This window comes from Embleya sp. NPDC050493, assembly GCF_044458105.1.
GTDB lineage: Bacteria > Actinomycetota > Actinomycetes > Streptomycetales > Streptomycetaceae > Embleya.
The window spans coordinates 15,267-30,038 of record NZ_JBITHP010000001.1 but is presented as its reverse complement, the minus strand read 5'-3'; the positions used below and the strand labels follow the sequence as shown (position 1 = coordinate 30,038).

The 14,772-nt window shown below is 72.9% G+C and carries 13 protein-coding genes; 8 read left to right on the top strand and 5 right to left on the bottom strand.

Features of this window, described 5'->3' with window-relative positions:
* The first annotated feature begins 168 nt into the window (after positions 1–168).
* The 7 genes from ACIBM5_RS00125 to ACIBM5_RS00095 all read left to right on the top strand — a co-directional run bounded on the left by ACIBM5_RS00125 (position 169) and on the right by ACIBM5_RS00095 (position 7,867).
* A complete protein-coding gene (locus ACIBM5_RS00125) occupies positions 169–1,803 on the top strand; it encodes an ABC transporter ATP-binding protein (RefSeq protein ID WP_396004597.1) in 1,635 nt (544 codons plus the stop codon).
* A gap of 13 nt (positions 1,804–1,816) precedes the next feature.
* Complete coding sequence (locus tag ACIBM5_RS00120) at positions 1,817–3,163, top strand: ABC transporter permease (RefSeq protein WP_396004596.1); 1,347 nt, start codon at positions 1,817–1,819, stop codon at positions 3,161–3,163.
* A gap of 2 nt (positions 3,164–3,165) precedes the next feature.
* Positions 3,166–4,134, top strand: a complete 969-nt coding sequence (locus tag ACIBM5_RS00115) for an ABC transporter permease (RefSeq protein ID WP_396005096.1) — start codon at positions 3,166–3,168, stop codon at positions 4,132–4,134.
* The gene (locus ACIBM5_RS00110) at positions 4,131–4,919 is read left to right on the top strand and encodes a nucleoside phosphorylase (protein ID WP_396004595.1); all 789 of its coding nucleotides are present in this window, start codon (positions 4,131–4,133) and stop codon (positions 4,917–4,919) included. Before ACIBM5_RS00115 ends, ACIBM5_RS00110 begins: the two co-directional genes overlap by 4 nt.
* Positions 4,916–6,328: an amidohydrolase family protein gene (locus tag ACIBM5_RS00105; RefSeq protein WP_396004594.1), complete on the top strand. Its 1,413-nt coding sequence runs from the start codon at positions 4,916–4,918 to the stop codon at positions 6,326–6,328. The genes ACIBM5_RS00110 and ACIBM5_RS00105 overlap by 4 nt, the downstream gene beginning before the upstream one ends.
* A 77-nt stretch (positions 6,329–6,405) precedes the next feature.
* A complete protein-coding gene (locus ACIBM5_RS00100) occupies positions 6,406–7,020 on the top strand; it encodes a sulfite oxidase-like oxidoreductase (RefSeq protein ID WP_396004593.1) in 615 nt (204 codons plus the stop codon).
* Between the two features lie 82 nt (positions 7,021–7,102).
* Positions 7,103–7,867 (top strand): ferredoxin reductase, encoded by a 765-nt coding sequence (locus ACIBM5_RS00095; protein ID WP_396005095.1) that lies wholly within the window; start codon positions 7,103–7,105, stop codon positions 7,865–7,867.
* A gap of 132 nt (positions 7,868–7,999) precedes the next feature.
* On the opposite strand, the gene mtnC is transcribed toward ACIBM5_RS00095, so the two are convergent.
* From mtnC to ACIBM5_RS00080, 3 genes are all read right to left on the bottom strand, one after another.
* On the bottom strand, positions 8,000–8,746 hold the full coding sequence (gene mtnC / locus ACIBM5_RS00090) for an acireductone synthase (protein WP_396004592.1): 747 nt from the start codon (positions 8,744–8,746) through the stop codon (positions 8,000–8,002).
* Entirely contained in the window at positions 8,743–9,324 is a 582-nt protein-coding gene (locus ACIBM5_RS00085; RefSeq protein ID WP_396004591.1) for a 1,2-dihydroxy-3-keto-5-methylthiopentene dioxygenase, read from the bottom strand. Before ACIBM5_RS00085 ends, mtnC begins: the two co-directional genes overlap by 4 nt.
* 538 nt (positions 9,325–9,862) lie before the next feature.
* The gene (locus ACIBM5_RS00080) at positions 9,863–10,720 is read right to left on the bottom strand and encodes a LuxR C-terminal-related transcriptional regulator (RefSeq protein WP_396004590.1); all 858 of its coding nucleotides are present in this window, start codon (positions 10,718–10,720) and stop codon (positions 9,863–9,865) included.
* Positions 10,721–11,038: 318 nt separating this feature from the next.
* Between ACIBM5_RS00080 and ACIBM5_RS00075 the strand changes: the two genes are divergently transcribed.
* Positions 11,039–12,721, top strand: coding sequence for an AMP-binding protein (locus tag ACIBM5_RS00075; RefSeq protein WP_396004589.1), 1,683 nt, complete (start codon positions 11,039–11,041; stop codon positions 12,719–12,721).
* A 167-nt stretch (positions 12,722–12,888) separates the two neighbouring features.
* Here ACIBM5_RS00075 and ACIBM5_RS00070 read toward each other — a convergent pair whose 3' ends face one another.
* A complete protein-coding gene (locus ACIBM5_RS00070; protein WP_396004588.1) occupies positions 12,889–13,752 on the bottom strand; it encodes a nucleotidyl transferase AbiEii/AbiGii toxin family protein in 864 nt (287 codons plus the stop codon).
* A gap of 27 nt (positions 13,753–13,779) precedes the next feature.
* Positions 13,780–14,226, bottom strand: coding sequence for a hypothetical protein (locus tag ACIBM5_RS00065; protein WP_396004587.1), 447 nt, complete (start codon positions 14,224–14,226; stop codon positions 13,780–13,782).
* Positions 14,227–14,772 lie beyond the last annotated feature (546 nt).

Below are 14,772 nucleotides of genomic sequence, written 5' to 3'. Positions count from 1 at the left end.
GGAGGCCCACGGAGGTCCGCGGACATCCACCGAGGTCCCGGACATCCACGGAGGCCCCCGGACATCCACGGACATCCACGGAGGCCCCCGGACGCCCACGGACATCCACGGATCCGACACCGGCGAACGCCCGCCCGCCCCAGCCCCCTTCGACCGGAGAGACGCCCGATGAACGATCAGCACGCCGCCGCCCCCGGTGACATCGCCGAGGTCGAGATGCGCGGCATCGTCCGGCGCTTCCCGGGCGTGCTGGCCAACGACCGGGTCGACCTGCGGGTCGCGTCCGGCGAGATCCACGCGGTGATGGGCGAGAACGGCGCGGGCAAGTCGACGCTGATGTCGATCCTGTACGGCCTGCAACGGCCCGACGCCGGCCGCATCCTGCTGCGCGGCACCGAGCACTCCTTCGGCTCGCCCGTGCAGGCGATCGCGGCCGGACTGGGCATGGTCCACCAGGGCTTCAAGCTCTTCCCGTCGCTGACCGTCACGGAGAACGTGGTCTACGGCAGCGAACCCACCCGGCGCGGGCTGGTTGATCGGGCCGCCGCCCGGGCCCGGGTCGCCGAACTGGTCGACACGCACGGCCTGCACGTGCCGCCGGACGCCCGGGTCGCGGACCTGCCGGTCGGCGTGCAGCAGCGGGTGGAGATCCTCAAACTGCTCTACCGCGACGCGCGCGTGTTGATCCTGGACGAGCCCACCGCCGTGCTGACCCCGGCCGAGGCGGACCGCCTGCTGGACGTCATCCGCGGCCTGGCCCGCTCCGGCCGCACGATTTTGCTGGTCACCCACAAGCTGGGCGAGGTGATGGCGGTCAGCGACCGGGTCACCGTGCTGCGCGACGGCCGGGTCACCGCCCGGCTCGCCACCGCCGAGACCACCCCGGCCGAGATCGCGCTCGCGATGACCGGCCGCCGAATCGATCTGGACCGCACCCACCCGGCCGGCACCCCCGCCGCCGACGTGCTCGACGTGCGCGGCCTGACCGTGTCCGCCGGACGCGGCGCCAAGCCGCTGGTCGAGGACGTGTCGCTGAGCGTGCGCGCCGGCGAGATCGTCGGCGTCGCGGGCGTGGCCGGCAACGGGCAGAGCGAACTGGTCGAGGCGCTGGCCGGGTTGCGCCCGATCGCCGCGGGCCGGGTGCTCGTGGCCGGGCAGGACGTCGGCGGCGCCTCGGTACAGCAGCGCCGCAGCGCGGGCCTGGCCTACGTGCCCGAGGACCGGGCCACCGTCGGCGCCGCCCGCGACGCCTCGCTGGCCGACAACCTCGCGATGGGCTTCCACCGCACCCCGCCGCTGGCCGGCCGGGGCGGCTTCCTGCGCCGCGCGGCGATCCGCGAGCACGCCGCGCGCGTGATCGAGCGCTTCGGGGTCAAGGCCGCGTCCTCCGCCGTCACCATCGGCACGCTGTCCGGCGGCAACCAGCAAAAGGCCATCCTCGGCCGGGAGATCACCCACGACGCGCCGCTTCTGCTGGTCGAGCAGCCCACCCGCGGCGTGGACATCGGCTCGATCGAGAACATCCACGCGCGTCTGGTCGAGTATCGCGACGCCGGCCACGGCGTGCTGCTGGTCTCCGCCGAGTTGAGCGAGATCCTCGCGCTGTCGGATCGCATCCTGGTGATGTACGAGGGCCGGATCGTCGCCGAACTGCCGCGCGCCGAGGCGGATGTGCACGCCATCGGCCTGGCCATGGCGGGCGGCGGCCCGGCGCGTTCGGCCGCCGAGGCCGACCCCGAAGCCGGCGCCAACGCCTCCCCCACCGCCTCCCCCACCGCACCGACCACCGCCCACCAGGCCTGACGGGTTATCAGATATGACTGCCAGCAAGGCCGGTACGGCCACCGAGCATCCATCCGGTCCGGTCGCACGAGAATCCGGCCCGGTCGCACGAGTATCCGGCCCGGTCGCACGAGTGGCGCTGCGGGTGCGCGGCGCCGTGTTCTCCCCGGTCACCGTGTCCATCGTGGCCGCGCTGATCCTGGGCGCGATCATCCTGGCCGGCACCGGCGCCGACCCGCTGACCGCGTACCGCTCGGTGCTCACCGGGGCGTTCGGCTCCGAGGGCATCGGCGACACGCTCGGCGAGTGCATCCCCATCGTCGGCCTCGCCCTGGCCCTGGCCATCCCGCTGCGCGCGGGCCTGGTCAACCTCGGCGGCGACGGCCAACTCGTGCTGGGCGGTCTGGCCGCCGTCTCGGTCGGCCTGTACTCGCCCTTCCCCGGTGCGATCACCGTGGTCCTGGCCCTGCTCGCGGGCATGCTCGCGGGTGGCCTGTGGGCCGCGCTCGCCGCCGTCCTGGAGACGCGCTGCGGCGTCCCGTTGCTGGTCAGCAGCCTGCTGCTGAGCTACCCGGCGATGTCGTTCGTGTCCTACATGGTGCGCTTCCCGCTGCTCCAGAAGGGCTCCGGGATCCCGCAGACCGAGCGGCTGCCCGAGGGCGTCAAGCTGCCCGAGTTCGCCGCCGGATCCGGCGCGGGCACCGGGATCAGCGTGGGCATCGTGCTGATCGTGCTGGCCGCGGTGGTCTACTTCGTGGTCGACCATCGCACCGCCGCCGGCTACGAGGTGCGGATGACCGGCCTGGGCGCGCGCTTCGCCGGCTACGCCGGGGTGGACCGGTCCCGGCTCACCCTGCGGCTGATGTTCGCGTCCGGATCGCTGGCCGGCCTGGTCGGCGCGATCACCGTGCTCGGCTTCCCGTACCGCATGGTCGACGGCGCGCTGACCACGCCCGGCTACACCTGGACCGGCCTGCTCGCCGCGCTGCTGGCCGCCGCGTCCCCGCTGGGCACGGTCGCCGCCGGGTTCTTCTTCGCCGCGCTGACCATCGGCGGCTTCGGCATGGAGCAGGAGACCGCGGTGCCGCAGCAGCTCACCGCCGTGCTCCAGGCCGTGGTGATCCTCTTCCTCGCGGTCCGCGGCGGCGTGTTCCGCAAGGGCGGTTGGTTGCGCCGATTCGGCCGAGGACCCGACACCACGGCCCACCCACCGCCGGATCTCGAAGCCGGCGTCCTCGAAGCCGGCACCCCGGCGACCGGTGCCCTCGCGACCGGCGGGCTCGACACCGGCGGGCCCACGACCGGCGCACTCGACACCCGCGCACTCGACACCGGCGTCGCCGGGCCGCCCGCCCCCGCGCGCGGCGACGGAGGTAAGTGACCATGTCCTTCGACGCCGAACTGATCTTCTCCGCGCTGCGCGCGCTCACCCCGATCCTGTTCGCCGCCCTCGGCGGCGCACTGTGCGAACGCGCCGGCGTGTTCAACGTGTCGCTGGAAGGCACCATGCTGATCGGCTGCTTCGCGGCCGTCACCGGCAGCTGGTTCGGCGGCGGCGTGTGGGTCGGCGTGATCTCGGCGGTGCTCGCCGCGATGGCCTTCTCCCTGCTGCTGGCGATCGGCGCGGTCACGCTGGGCGCGGACGCCGTGGTGTTGTGCATCGCGCTGAACCTGCTCGCCGTCGGGCTGACCGGCTTCCTCCTGCGTACCGTCTTCGGCAAGCAGGGCACCTTCGGCGACCCGGACCTCGAGGGCCTGCAACCGGTCGACATCCCCGGCCTGGAGTCGGTGCCCTTCCTGGGCCGCGCGCTGTCCGGCCACTCCCCGCTGGTGTACCTGTCCTGGGTCGCCGTCGTGGTGATCGCCGTACTGCTGTCCCGGCACCCGTGGGGCGTGCGGCTGCGCGGCGTCGGCGAGGCGCCGGAGGCCGCCCAGTCGCTCGGCGTCAGCGTCGCCCGTTACCGCTACGCCGCGATCCTGACCTCCGGCGCCCTGTGCGGCCTGGCCGGCGCCCAGCTCGCGCTCGGCAACGTGACGCTGTTCTCCGAGAACATGACCGCCGGTCGGGGCTGGATCGCGGTGGTCGCGGTGATGCTCGGACGCGCGCTGCCGATCGGCGTCCTGCTCGCGGGCATCCTGTTCGGTCTGGTCGAGGCGGTCGGCTTCCGCCTCCAGGGCGAAGGCATGCCGCAGCAGGCCGCCGACGCCGCGCCGTACGTGATGACCCTGGTCGCGCTGTTCCTGGCCACCCGCTCGCGGGCCCGCCGCGGCGCCGCGCCCCCGGGCCGGCTCACCGGCCGCATCCCCCGTCCTCGCCGATTCGCCCGCACCACCTCGGAGTCGCAGCCATGAGCAGCACCACCCGCCCGGCCATACTGCCGATCACCAAGATCCCCAGCAGCGGCCTGCCCGCGCACGCGCTGGTCGTCGGCGACCCGGCGCGCGCCGCACTGGTCGCCGAACGGCTGGACGACGCGCGGCAGATCGGCGCCAACCGCGAGTACGTCAGCTACGCGGGCAGCTGGCGCGGCGTGCCGATCGTGGTGTCCTCGCACGGTGTGGGCGGCCCCGGCGCGGTGTGCCTGTTCGGCGAACTGGCCGAGGCAGGCGTGCGTACCTTCATCCGACTCGGCACCGCGGGCGCGATGGCGCGCGGCGTGGGCGACGGCGACCTGGTGGTGGCCACCGGCGCGGTCCGCGACGACGGGGTGACCCAGCAGCTGGTCCCGGCCGAGTTCCCGGCCTTCTCCACCCCCGAGGTGGTGCTCGCGCTCGATGCCGCGGCCCGCGCACACGCCGCACCGCACCACCGGGGCGTCGTGTGGACCCGGGCCGCGTTCATGCCGGGCGTGCTGGAGTTGCCGATGAAGCCGTACCAGGCGGCCGGGGTGCTCGCGATCGAGATGGAGTTGTCCGCGCTGCTGGTGTTCGCCGCGCTGGGTGGACACCGGGCCGGCGGCGTGCTGGTCGTGGACGGGATCGCGGCCGACGACTTGGTCGACGAGGCCGGCAGCTCGACGTACGACCCGCACCGTCGGGTGGTCGCCGAGGGCGTCGAGCGCGGCGTCGTGGTGGCGTTGGACGCGCTGTACCGGCTGGCCCTGGACGAGGCCGGCGAGGCGGCGGAGCGGGCGTGATCGACCTGCTCGTCACCGGCGGCGCGGTGCTCACCGCGGACGCCGCCGACACGTACGTACCCGACGGCGCGGTCGCGATCGAGGCCGGCCGGATCGTCGCGGTCGGCTCGGCGACCGAGACGGCCGCCCGGTATCCGGGGGCGCCGACCCTGGACGCGCGCGGGTGCCTGGTGTTGCCCGGCCTGGTCAACGCGCACGCGCACTCGGCGATGACGCTGTTCCGGGGTCGGGCCGACGACGTCGACCTCCAGGTGTTCCTGGAGCGGCTGGTGGCCGCCGAGAGCGCGGTGCTGACCGCCGAGGTCGTGCGCGTCGCGGTTCGCCTCGCGCTGGCCGAGTCGATCCGGGCGGGGGTGACCACCGCGATGGACATGTACTGGTTCCCCGAGGCGGGGCTCGCGGCCGCCGCCGAGGCGGGCTTTCGGCTGGTCACCGGGCCGACCTTCATGGACGTGCCCGGGCCGCCGGACGGGCTCGACTTCGCCGCGCGGCTGCGCCTGGCGCCCGCGTCGCTCGCCCGCTCGGCGGGTGGCCGAGCGTCCGCCGGCACCGCGCCGGCCCGCTGCGTGACCCCGCACAGCACCTACACGCTGAACCCGGAGCAATTGCTCGCGGTCGGCGAACTGGCCCGCGAACACGAGGCGTTGCTGCACATCCACGCGGCGGAGAACGCGGCCGAGGTGGCCACCGTAAGCGAGCGGTACGGTCGCCGTCCGGTGGAACTCCTGCACGATCTGGGGCTGTTGCGCCCGGGAACGCTGCTGGCGCACGCGGTCTGCCTCACCGACGAGGAGATCGCGCTGATCGCGGCGTCCGGCGCGGGCGTGGCGCACTGCCCGGTCTCCAACCTCAAGCTGGCCTCCGGCGTGGCCCGGTTGCCCGAACTGCTGGCCGCCGGCGTGCCGGTGGGCCTGGGCACCGACGGCGCGGTCAGTGCCAACGCGCTCGACCTTTTCGGCCCGATCCGCGCCGCCGCGACGCTGCACCGGGTCACCCCGGGCGGCGCGCCCGATCCGACCCTGATCGGGGCCCGCACCGCGGTCCGGATGGCCACCGCGGACGGCGCCCGGGCGATCGGGATCGGCCCGCTGACCGGTTCGATCGAGGTCGGCAAGGCGGCCGACCTGGTCGTGCTGGACCTGAATCGGCCGCACCTGACGCCCCGGCACGACCCGTGGTCGATGCTCGCCTACGCGGCCGGCCCCGCCGACGTGCGGGACACGGTGATCGACGGCCGGGTCGTGATGCGCGACCGCCGACTGCTTACGATCGACGAAGGCGCGGCGATCGAGGAACTGAACGCACTGGCCGCCACGCTGCCGAACCCGTCCGGGCGGCCGGGTATGAGCCATGGGCTCTCGGACGAGTCGCAACGTCTCCGCGCGAGTCGGAACGACGTCTCGACGTGAGTCGGAAGGTCTCGGCATGAGCCACAACGTCTCCGCATGAGCCGAGAGGTTCTCGACATGAGTCAGGAGGTCTCGACATGAGTTCCACCACGCGCGGCTTCGTCGGTCGGCACACGGCCGCCGAACGCGACCCGCGATTGCCTCCGGGCCAGTACGACGCACGCCACGACTTCCCCGTGCTCTCCGCCGAGGTCACCCCCGAACTCGCGCCGGCCGACTGGTCGTTCCGGATCGACGGACTGGTCGACCGGCCGCGCGCGTGGGACTGGGAACAGGCGCACGGGTTGCCCCGCGAGACCTACGACGGGCCGATCCACTGCGTCACCTCGTGGTCCAAGCTGAGCACCGACTTTTCCGGTATCCCGCTGGACGCGTTCCTGGCCGAGGCGGGCCCGCGGTCCACGGCCACCCACGCGGTGGCCTACTCGCACACCGGCTACACCACCAACCTCACGCTCGCCGACCTGACCGGCGGCCGGGCCTGGATCGCGTTCGACTTCGAGGGCGCGCCGCTGACCCCGGCGCACGGCGGGCCCGCGCGGCTGTTGGTGCCGCATCTGTACTTCTGGAAGAGCGTCAAGTGGATCGCGGGCCTGCGCCTGCTCGACCACGACGAACCGGGCTTCTGGGAGGTCAACGGCTATCACCATCGTGGTGATCCGTGGGCGGAGGAGAGGTATTCCGGTGACTGAGGCGACCGTGTCGACGAGTGCACGCGGCGGACCGGTCGGGGCCGACGGGTCGAACGGAGCCGGCGGGCCGAGCCGGCCGGGCCTGCCGCCGATTCCCGCCTTCGCCGCGCCCGGCCGCGCCGCGCCGAGTCTGCGCGGGAAGGTGGACTGGCAGGCGGGGACCGTGGTCGAGGTGCGCCGCGAGACGCCCAACGCGGTCACGGTACGGCTCGCGCTGCCGGTGTGGCACCCGCACGTCGCGGGCCAGCACTACATGCTGCGGCTGACCGCCGCCGACGGGTACACCGCGCAGCGGCACTACTCGGTCGGCTCGGCGCCGGACGACGAGGGGCACATCGAGTTCACCGTCGACCGTTTGCCCGGCGGCGAGGTGTCCGGCTTCCTGCACGACGTGGCCCGGGTCGGCGACGTCCTGGAGGTACGCGGCCCGCTCGGCGGGTTCTTCGCCTGGCCCGGCGACCGGCCGGCACTGCTGGTGGCAGGCGGTTCGGGACTGGTCCCGCTGATGGCGATGGTCCGGCACCGGCGCCGGCGCGGGTTGACCGTGCCGCTGCGCCTGGTGGCCTGCGCCCGTACGCCGGAAGACCTGTTGTACGCAAGGGAGTTGGCCCCACTGCCGGGCGAGGAGCACACCGTGCTGTACAGCCGCGCGGCGCCCGCCGGGTATCCGCATCCGGTGGGCCGGCTCGGCGCGGAGACGATCGCACCGCATGCCGCGGCGGTGCTCGCGGACGAGCGCTACGAGGTGTTCGTCTGCGGCTCGACCGGTTTCGCGGAGCATGCGGGGCGGTTGCTCACCGCGGCGGGAGTGCCGACCACACGCATCCGGGTGGAGCGGTTCGGCTGAGGCAGTACGGCGGGCCACGCGGGGGGAACCGGCGGGGGGCTGCCGTCGACCGGGCGGCCGGCGGCACGAACTTCCGTGCCACCGGCCGCTTTTCGCCGCCCACGCCATCCGCGCGGGCTCAGGGCTCAGGGCTCAGGGCTCGCGCAGGATCGGGCGGTCGCCGGTCAGGTCCAGGCGGGCGAAGGTCGCCGTCTCCGGGTGGTCGCCCACGCCCCGGTCGTAGTACGGCTCGTCCGCGTCCGGCCGGCGCACGCCGATCGTCCACCAGCCGGCCTCGCGCGCCGCGTCCAACTCCTCGACCAGGTCGGAGAGGAAGACCAGGCGCTCCGGTCGCGGCTCGCCGATCATCGCCGCGATCGTCCGGTACGAGTCGGCCACCCGCTTGGGGCCCGCGTTCTCGGTGTCGAAGTGGCCGGAGAACAGCGGCAACAACGAACCCTCCGGCGAACTGCCGAACCACGCGCGCTGCGCGGCGACCGAGCCGGACGAGAAGATGTACAGCCGATGCCCCGCCGCGTGCCAGGCGCGCAGCGCGGGGATCGCATCCGGGTAGAAGTGTGAGGTCAGTTCGCCGGACGCGAAGCCCTCGGCCCAGATCAGGCCCTGGAGGGCCTTGAGCGGGGTGACCTTCTCGTCCCGGTCGAGCCAGCCGTTGAGCGCCTCGACGATCCGCCTGGTGTCCGCGTCCGGCTCGCCGATCAGTGCGCGTACGCCGTCGGCCGCCCGCACGACGTCCGGATGGTCGCCGTGTTCGTCCAGCCAACGGGCGAAGTGCGCACGGGAGTAAGGGTAGAGCTGCTCCGTGATGAAGCCGGTGGCGCTGGTGGTGCCCTCGATGTCGACGACGACCGTCAGCGGCGTGGTGGTGCCGTCGCTCACGCCGCGTACCCGGCCCAGATCTCGTCGAAGTCCGGGAAGCGGGAGGAGATCGGGTCGCCGGTGAAGTCGCCGATCCAACCGTCCTCGTCGTGGAAGAACCGGATCGCGGCGACCGAGGGCTCGACGCCCATGTCGAACCAGTGGGTGATGCCCTTGGGCACCGAGAGCAGGTCGCCCGCCTCGCACAGCACGGCGTGCACGCGGCCGGCGATGTGCAGGTAGAAGATGCCCGCACCCTCGACGAAGAAGCGCACCTCGTCGTCGTCGTGGGTGTGCTCGGTGAGGAACTTGGCCCGCGCCCCGGCGGCCTTGGCCGGCCACTCCGGGTCGTCCGAGGGCTGGAGCCGGATCACGTCGACCTGGATGTAGCCCTCGGCGGCGGTGATCCGGTCCACCTCGGTCCGGTACGCCGCGATCACCTCGTCCTGCGTCGCGCCGTCCGGCAGTTCCACGTCGGCCGTCCAGCGCTCGAACCGCACACCGATCGGCTCCAGCGCGGCGGCGATCTCGACAGGGTCGGAGGTACGCAGGATCTCCTCGGCGGCGTCGGTCTCTGGCCAAACGGTCAGCAAGGACATGACGTCCCTCCTTGGCAACTCAATCGGGGCGGACCCCCCAAGCAACGGATCACCCCCAAAACTACCGTCTCCCCCCAACCCACCCACCCCCAATCCCACCCCCCGAGACACCCACCCGGCCATCTCGCCCGTACGGCCATCCAGCCCGCCCGGCGCTCGAGGACCACCAGACGCCAAGTCGGCCCTACCGCCCGCCCAAGCAAAATTAGCCCGTCCGGCGCTTGAGGACACACCAGGCCACGGGCCGGCCCGCACTACCCACCCGACCACCGAACCCGCCCGGCCATCCAGCCCGTCCGCGCTTGAGGATCAGCGGGGCCGCAGGCCCCCCCACGTGCGTTCATAGCCCGTCCGGCGCTTGAGGACACACCGGCCCGCAAGCCCGGTCCCGCAACCCACCCAAGCAAATCCAGCCCGTCCGGCGCTCGAGGACCAGCGGGGCCGCAGGCCGCCCGCGTGCGTTCACAGCCCGTCCGGCGTTTGAGGACGGCCCGGCCCGCCGCTCAGGCGACTACGCACAGCGGCCATCCGCCACCGCCTACGGCAAGTGCCCACCCGCGCGCGCCGCAACAACCGCTTCGACCCGATTGTGCGCCCCCAATTTCCGCATCGCGGCCCGCAGGTAGCTCTTGACCGTCTCCGCCCCCAGCCCGAGCGCCTGCCCCACCTCCGCATTGGTCCGCCCCACCGCAACCAACGCCAGCACATCCGTCTCCCGAGGCGTCAACCGCACCCTCCGCACCCCGCGGCCCTCATCGCCGAGTTCGCCGGCGGCACTCGCGCCCGCCGTCCGCGCCAACCGCCCGCAGACCTCCCGCAACCGCTCCCCCAGCCCGGGATCCGTCGCGGCCCCGGCCAGCGCCAGCAGATCGGCATACGCCAGCCGAATCTCCAAGGCCGCCCATCCCGGCAACTCCGCCGCCTGCGCGATCCGTTGCTCGACCTCGCGGGCAACCGCGATCTCGCGCCCGGCGTCCCGCGCGGCGTCACAGGCCGAGGTCAGGATCCCGTCGCCGAAGTCCGACGGCCGCCGCAGCGCCCCGTACAGCACCGCCGCCACCCCGCGCCCCGCGAGCACCGGCACCGCGAACACCGCACGCACCCCCTCCGTGGTGACCGCGCGGTCGTACTCGTGGCTGATCGCCGACGCCGCGACATAGTCGACCACCCGAACCGGCCGCCGCGTGGTGATCGCCTTGCCGCCGACCCCGGTCCCCGCCACCACCGTGAGCCCCGCGAGCACGCGCGTCGAGGTCCCGCTCAGATACGAGATCACCAGCCGATCCCCCGCACCGGGACACGGCCCGGCGAACGCGACGTCCACCCCGGTCCGCGCCCGAAACCGCTCGACCGCCCGACCCACCGAATCGCCGACCGAGCCCGCGTACCCGCTCATGCTTCCTCCGTACGTCCGGCCTGCACCGGCCTGCACCCGGCCCGCCCCCGGCCCGGGACCGACCCGCGTTCGACCCGCCACGAGCCCCACGCCCCCGGCGCAAAGGCAACGTACTGCCGAGCCCCGCATCGCATCACCCCCATTCGGGGGTACACCACTCGCCGCCCCCGCCCACCCCCGCCTACCGTCCCCGACAACAACGCAGAACCCCGAACCCCAGAAACCGTCGAACCCACAGCCCCAAAGCCGCAAGGCACCAAGGCACCACCCCTCGCGCCCACGGCACCCTCCGCATCCCGACCAGGCAGGTGACCCGCGATGACCGCTTCCCCGCCCCCGCCCCCGCAGCCCTCGGACGCCCCGGCCCCGAATCGCCTCGCCACCCGCCAGGGCGAACGTACGCCGCCGCTCCCGAACGAGACCATCGGCGCCAACCTGGCCCGGATCGCCGCCACGTACCCCGACCACGACGCCCTCGTCGAGTGCGCGAGCGGCCGGCGCTGGACGTACGCCGAGTTCGACGCCGCCGTCGACGACCTCGCCCGCGCCCTGATCGGCATCGGCATCGAGGCGGGCGACCGGGTCGGCATCTGGTCGCCCAACTGCGCCGAGTGGACCCTCGTCCAGTACGCCTCCGCCCGAGTCGGCGCGATCCTGGTCAACCTCAACCCGGCCTATCGGGTGCACGAGATCGAGTACGCGCTGGCCCAATCCGGCACCAGGCTGCTGGTCGCCGCGTCGCGCATCAAGACCAGCGACTATCCGGCGATGGTCACCGAGGTTCGCCCCGCCTGCCCGGACCTGGAGCGCGTCGTACACATCGACACCCCGGACTGGCCGGCCCTGCTCGCCGAGGGCGCCACGGTTTCGGTGGAGCGGTTGCGCGCCCGCGAGGCCACACTGCGTCCCGAGGATCCGATCAACATCCAGTACACCTCCGGCACCACCGGCTTCCCCAAGGGCGCAACCCTCTCGCACCGCAACATCCTGGGCAACGGCTTCCAGGTCGCCGAGATCCAGGGCTGGACGGCGGCCGACCGGGTGTGCCTGCCGGTGCCCTTCTACCACTGCTTCGGCATGGTGATGGGCAACCTCGGCGCAAGCAGCCACGGCGCGTGCATGGTGATCCCCGCCGCCCTGTTCGACCCGGCCGCCACGCTGCGCGCCGTGCACGAGGAGCGCTGCACGGTCCTGTACGGCGTCCCGACGATGTTCATCGCCGAACTCGCGCTGCCCGACCTCGAGGCGGGCAAGTACGACCTGTCCACGCTGCGCACCGGCGTGATGGCGGGCTCACCGTGTCCGGTCGAGGTGATGAAGCGGGTGATCGACCGGATGGGCATGACCGAGGTGACCATCTGCTACGGCATGACCGAGACCTCCCCGGTGTCCACCCAGACCCGCCGCGACGACTCGCTGGAACGCCGCGTCGGCACGGTCGGCCGAGTGCACCCGCACCTGGAGATCAAAGTGATCGACCCGACCACCGGCGCAACCGTGCCCGAGGGCACCCCCGGCGAGTTCTGCACCCGGGGCTACTCGGTGATGCTCGGCTACTGGCGCGACCCCGAGCGCACCGCCGAGGTGATCGACGCGGACGGCTGGATGCACACCGGCGACCTGGCCACGATGGACGCCGACGGCTACGTCTCGATCGTCGGCCGGATCAAGGACATGGTGATCCGTGGCGGCGAGAACGTCTATCCGCGCGAGATCGAGGAATTCCTGTACGGCCACCCCGACATCGAGGATGTCCAGGTCGTCGGCGTGCCCGACGAACGCTACGGCGAGGAACTGATGGCCTGGATCAAACTCCGCCCCGACGCCCCCGAACTCACCGCAACCCGACTCCGCGAATTCTGCACGGGCCGCCTGGCGCACTACAAAATCCCGCGCTACGTACACCTCGTGGACACGTTCCCCATGACGGTGACCGGCAAGATCCGCAAAATCGAAATGCGCGAACGCTCCATCGAACTCCTCGACCAACAACCGACCTGACCACCCGTCCCGGCGCCCACCCCTCGGCGAGGCAGGCAAGGCGGGCGAGGCGCCTACTTCGAAGCAAGCGCCTACCTCGAAGCAAGCGCCTCGAAGCAAGCGCCTGCCTCGGCGCACCTGCGCAGAGCGAGTCTGCGCGGCGGCCCCGGCCCCATCCGGGCCCGTCCTCAGCGCAGCCGCTCGATCGCCTCGCCGATCAGATGCGGATCGCGGGCGTGGTAACCGCCGTCCGCACCACACACGCCGCGGTACTCGGCCACGATCCGCACCGCCTCGGCGAGGTCGCAGGTCCCGGGGCCAACCACCTCGCGGTACACCACCACAGCCGCGTCCAGGTGCCACGAGTCCGCGCCGAGCCGGGCCAACAGGACCTGTGGCCGTTCCCGCAGCGGACCGTACCGGGCGATCCACGGAGCGAGCCGCAGCACAGCGAGGTGATATCCACTCGCGCCGACCCCCGGCGCTGCCGCAAGGATCGGCGCGAGTGCACGAAGCAGTCGCGCCTCCAGATCCCTCCCGGGCAACTCCGGGTACTCCTTGTGGAACTCGCGAAGATCCACGCGGACCGCGAGCAGGTCTGCGGTGAACGGCCGGCCTCCATGGCTGGGATCACTTGCCATGAAGGTCTCCCGCAACAACGGCACGCCCAGCGACGTGTTCTCCGCGAGCAGGACCGCGTCGTAGAGGTCCTTGCCCTGCGGATGGATGTCGTCGACCAACCACAACAGCTTCCACGCCAGGGACTGTTCCGGTGTGGCCCCGAGCAGCAGGTGCGAACCGCCCGCGTCCGAGCGGGGAATCTCGGTCGGCTCGGGTTCGGAGGGCAGATGTTCACCGAACACGAAGTCCAGTTGCACAGTTCCCGCCGGCACGCCCTCGGTCCGCCACGGCAGCACCAGTCGCCGCCCCGGCACCCGGTCGTAGGTCCAGATCTCGTCGCTCAGCGCGAGTGTCGGCACGACCCGCACGTCGTCGGGTCCGCCGCCGGCAGCGGACAACCGCCCGGCGCGCCGCGCGATGTCGGCGAACATCCGCTCGGTCCGGCCGTCGCCGACGCCTCATCCGCTCGGCGTGACCACGAAGTCCAGGTCACCGGGCTCGCGGGCGGTCGACCCGTACCACGCCTTCAGCAACACACTGCCGCGCAAGACGAGATCGTCCACCCAGCGGGACCCGGCAACCGCCTCCAGTACATGGTCCACGGCCGCCCGGCGCGCCCGATGCCAACGTGCCTCCGCGGCCGCGTCCTCGAATCGAGGCTCACCGGCGCGCACCGCCCGCACGTAGTGCGTGAGTGCCGGATCGAACACGGGACTCTGCGCAACCCCGGCGCCGGGTACGACGGCGAGCGAGCGCGGCAGTTCCAGGTGCGTCCGACGGGCCTCGCTCGGCGTGGCCTGCGGCAGGCGCTCGCCGACGGGCCAGGGTCCCCGTGGGAAGGCGGCCCAGGCGGCGTCCGAAGCGCCGGCGGCCGAACGGCGAGGTGGCACGGCGGCAGCGGGCACGGTCCGATCATCCCGTGTTGTGGGCCCTACCCCTGAGCCGAAACGCGCACCGACCCTGAGCCCACACAGCCGGCATCAGCCGGTACCGGCCGGCGGCGCGTCCGCCTGCGCGTCCGCCGGCCCGCCCGGCGACCCGCCCGGTTGCCCGAGCAGCGCGGCAGCGCCCGCTCGTACGGCGGGCCAATCGGTTTCGGTGCGCGGGTCATCGCTCGACCCGACCGTGTGGCGCGGTCGCGCAGCCGGACAACGAACGCCAGATGGCGGATGCCGGGATGCCGGATGCCGGGACGGCGGATGCCGGGACGGCGGATGCCGGGACGGCGGATGCCGAACGCCGCCGACGGCCGCCCGAGCGCACACTCTCATCGGCTCTTCATCCTCGTCTCACTCACCGCCCAGCCCCGCGCAGCACCGTGTCGACCATGAGCCCCGCTCGCAAAGATCATGAAGGTCGTAACGGTCGTGACGACGATCGCAAAGGTTGTGAAGGGCGTAACGGTCGTGAAGGCGCCCATCGCGCGGCACGCCGGCGCCGCCGGACCCTCC